The 3718-nt window shown below is 60.3% G+C and carries 4 protein-coding genes; 1 reads left to right on the top strand and 3 read right to left on the bottom strand.

All coding sequences use genetic code 11. The annotated features are described in order from the left end of the window. Positions 1 to 42 precede the first annotated feature (42 nt). A complete protein-coding gene (locus ABY948_RS11555; protein WP_461482687.1) occupies positions 43 to 1416 on the bottom strand; it encodes a hypothetical protein in 1374 nt (457 codons plus the stop codon). 196 nt (positions 1417 to 1612) lie between these two features. Between ABY948_RS11555 and ABY948_RS11550 the strand changes: the two genes are divergently transcribed. Continuing rightward, complete coding sequence (locus ABY948_RS11550; RefSeq protein ID WP_461482686.1) at positions 1613 to 1996, top strand: hypothetical protein; 384 nt, start codon at positions 1613 to 1615, stop codon at positions 1994 to 1996. Between the two features lie 114 nt (positions 1997 to 2110). Here the strand turns inward: ABY948_RS11550 and fadA are convergent, their stop codons facing one another. After that, complete coding sequence (gene fadA, locus ABY948_RS11545) at positions 2111 to 3289, bottom strand: acetyl-CoA C-acyltransferase FadA (protein WP_461482685.1); 1179 nt, start codon at positions 3287 to 3289, stop codon at positions 2111 to 2113. 24 nt (positions 3290 to 3313) lie between these two features. Then, the coding region (locus tag ABY948_RS11540; protein ID WP_461482684.1) for a 3-hydroxyacyl-CoA dehydrogenase family protein at positions 3314 to 3718 on the bottom strand (405 nt) is incomplete at its 5' end.

Genomic DNA, 3718 nt, shown 5'->3' with positions numbered 1-3718 from the left:
GGTGGAATGGGTGGAATGGGGGGAATGGGTGGGCAGAATGGACTAAATCGGCCTGGCGATCAGCACTGTGGCGGGGCTCGCTGCCGCGTTCCTCAGCTGCAGCGCGCCCCGCTGGGCGGGTACCAGCAGGGCTTGCTCGCACCCCAAGCTGATGCCCGGCAGCTCAATCTCGCCCGCCACCGTCATTAACAGGGCATAACAGCCCGTTTCAGGCAGTGGATAGCCCGGTGCTGTCGCCGCAAACAGGGTCAGGCGCTCTACCCTAAAGTCATCAAAGCACACCACTTCTTCCAACCGGTATGCATCGTTTTCATGCAGGGTCTTCAGTTCCGGCAACAGGGCCGGTTGCAGGGACATCTGGGCAACGGCCTGCTCCGTGTCCCAATGGTCCTGGGTCAGCACCTTCTGGGCGAAGGAGAGGATCCGCCGCTCGTAAACCGGCGTCTGGAACTCGACGGTGCGCACCCCGTGCTGCAGGGCATGGGGGGTCAGCAGCGGCACCTTGACCACATCACCCGGCTGCAGCGGCAACAGCGCAGTGAACGCATTCATCTGCTGGCGCAATGCCTCTTCCCGCTCACAGAGTGCGGCGGGCAACCGCGCATGCCACCGCTTTAATTGTGCCACCGGAACCGGCGCGTTGGTCGCCACCCCCTCATCGCGGCGAGATTGATCGAGCAGGCCGTCTATTTCCCGGCGCACCTGTTCATAGCGCCTGACCGCCGCCAGGTAATCCGCCTTGAAGGCCCCATCCGAGTCGTAACCGCCCCGGATCCGGGGATCAAAACCGAACCTGATCCTGCCGACACCGTCCGGCCATGCCCCTCGGTCCACATGGGTGACCACATAGACCTCGTGCTTTTCCTCGTGCAGCTCAAAGTAGAGGTCGCCGTAGACTTCTTCCGGCAGGGGGTCGAGAATTTTCAACAGGTTGATCCGCCGCTGGAGGCCGGCGCATAGCCGCCCTGGCGCCACCGACAGCACCCAGGGCAACGGCGCACTCGCGACTCCATCGGTGACCCGGGACAGACCACGCTGTTCGATGCCGGTGAACCAGATCTCCCGCCCCCAGGGCTTGGGAATCGCCACCGGCTCCAGACGCAATGGCTGATCCATGACCAGTAATGGCCATTTGTGCTCCGCACAGAACTCGCGCAGGCTGGGACCACCGGGCTGCCTGCTCATTCCAGCCGCCAGGCCCTCAGTGGCCTCAGTGGCCTCAGTGGCCTCACCCACCGTAAACCAAAGCCGCTCACCGTCCAGCTGAAACAGCGCCAGCAATTCAATGGGGGGAGCCCCGTCCAGGTAATACTGGATAAATTGGTACCGCAACCACAGCACATCGAAAGCGGAGGGCCGTTGGCCCAACCATTCAACCAGTGCCTGTTCCGGATTTTCCGTAAAGGGGATATGCAAGTGAACAGCTCCACAAAATACGCAGCCGAGTCTAGCAAAAAAAAGGTAATATCTCCGCGCTAATCTGTTTCACAGGCCAGGCGATGCCCGCAGGGGCACCTTGACGGCTGCAGATTACGCTTCTTTACTGAATGCACAAATCGGGCTGTTCGCAAATGCCCCCCTTAAACCCAGTTGTATCGACAAGGAAAACACTATGAATAAGCGCATCAAATTACTGGCATTGGCAGTACTTCCCGCAGCGGCCCTACTGTTGTTGCCCGGCTGCGGCGGCGACGAAGCCCCCTCCGAACAGGCCACCGAATCCCAGGCACCGGCCTCGGAACCGATGAATGAATCCATGGACAAGATGATGGATCAAGCCGAAACAACAATGGATGCGGCCAGTGAGACCATGGATGAGACCATGGAAAACGCGGAGCAACAGGCCGAAGGGATGAAGGACGCCATGGAAGAAAAGGCAGGCGAGGCCATGGACGCCATGAAGGAAACTACGGATGACGCCATGGAAGAGGAAACTGACGAAGCCCAGGATGCCAGCGGCGAGATGATGGATAAAATGGGCGAAAAAATGCAGTGATAACTGCCTAACTACCCAAAGACTGCTCGAAAAAAGGCCGGAGGTTCTCCGGCCTTTTTTATGTCTGGGAGCCTTACGTGTGGGAATGTGTTGGAAAGTCCCCGCTCCGGCGGACTAGTTCAAACGCTCAACCACCGTACTGACACCCTGCCCCAGGCCGATACACATGGTGGAAACACCCAGGGTACCGTTGCGCTGTTTCAGCACATTCAGCAGGGTGCCGGTGATCCGGGCACCGGAAGCGCCGAGTGGATGCCCCAGGGCGATGGCGCCGCCGTTGACATTGACTTTCCGGTCCATGCTGTCGAACAGGCCCAGGTCTTTCAGCACCGGAATGGACTGGGCGGCAAAGGCCTCATTCAATTCCACATAATCGATATCGGCAACGGTGAGACCGGCCTTTTTCAGCGCCATTCTGGTGGAGGGCACCGGCCCGTAGCCCATAATGGAGGGGTCGACACCCGCCGCCGCAACAGAAACCACCTTCGCCATCGGCGTCAATCCGAGGGCGGCCGCCCGCTCGGCGGACATCACCAGCAGCGCCGCGGCACCATCGGTGATCTGGGAAGCGGTACCGGCAGTGACAGTGCCATTGACCGGATCAAACACCGTCTTCAACTGGGACAATCCTTCCAGATTGGTCTCAGGGCGAATCGTCTCATCCTCTGACATCAGATACAGGCCGCCGTTTTCATCGTGGCCCTCCACCGGCACGATCTCATCCACAAATCGCCCGGCGGTGCGAGCCTCTGCCGCCAAGTGGTGGGAGCGCACCCCGAACTCATCCTGCTGCTCGCGGGTAATGCCGTGGATGCGCGCCAGGTACTCCGCGGTCATCCCCATCATACCCGCTGCCCTGGCCACACTCAGGTTCATGGCCGGGTTCGGGTCGTGATCGTGGGTCATCGGCACGTGGCCCAGGTGTTCGGCGCCACCCACCAGGTAAATGTCCCCCAGCCCGGCCATCACATTGGCGGTAGCCATATGCAGGGCGGACATGGATGACCCGCACAGGCGGTTTACCGTCACCGCCGGTACATGGTGGGGAATGCGGGTGCGCAGTGCGGTCATTCTCGCCACATTGAAGGACTGCTCCCGGCCCTGCATCACGCAGCCCCAGATAATGTCGTCAATTTCCGCCGGGTCGAGTTGGGGGTTGCGATCCAGCAACCCTTCGATCAAGGCTGCACCGAGTTCATCGGAGCGGCGGTTGCGGAACGAACCGTTCTTGGAACGGCCCATGGGCGTGCGGGCAAAATCAACAATTACCGCGTCTCTAGGTTTCAGGCTCACAATCAATCTCCTCTCTGCCGCTGCTCAGCCGTAGTAGCTTGCGCCATTGGCCGCCATTTCACGCATTTTCGGGGTGGGTTGGTACAGCTTGCCGAGGGCGCTGTAGCGATCCGCCATTTCGCAGAACCTGGCCAGTCCCATCTCATCCATCCAGCGGAACACACCGCCGCGGAAGGCCGGGAAACCGAGCCCGTAGACCACCGCCATATCGGCTTCCGCGGCAGAACCGACAATGCCCTCTTCCAGGCAGTGAGCCAGTTCGATACACATCGGCACCATGTAACGGGCCACGATGTCTTCGTCGCTGAGCTGGTGGTAGGCGCTCACCACCGGCTTGAACAGTTCGCTCACCGATTCATCGACGAACTTGCCGGGTTTGCCGCGCTTGTCTTTCTGATAGATATAGAAACCCTTGCCATTTTTCTGGCC

It is taken from the genome of Porticoccus sp., from assembly GCF_041592135.1.
Lineage (GTDB): Bacteria > Pseudomonadota > Gammaproteobacteria > Pseudomonadales > Porticoccaceae > Porticoccus.
The sequence above is the reverse complement of the archived record's forward strand: the minus strand, read 5'-3'. Positions and strand labels throughout refer to the sequence as shown.

What these genes read in the sequence shown, in the direction of transcription:
- ABY948_RS11550 (WP_461482686.1), top strand. Translation starts at nt 1,613, where the DNA reads ATGAATAAGCGCATCAAATTACTGGCATTGGCAGTACTTCCCGCAGCG.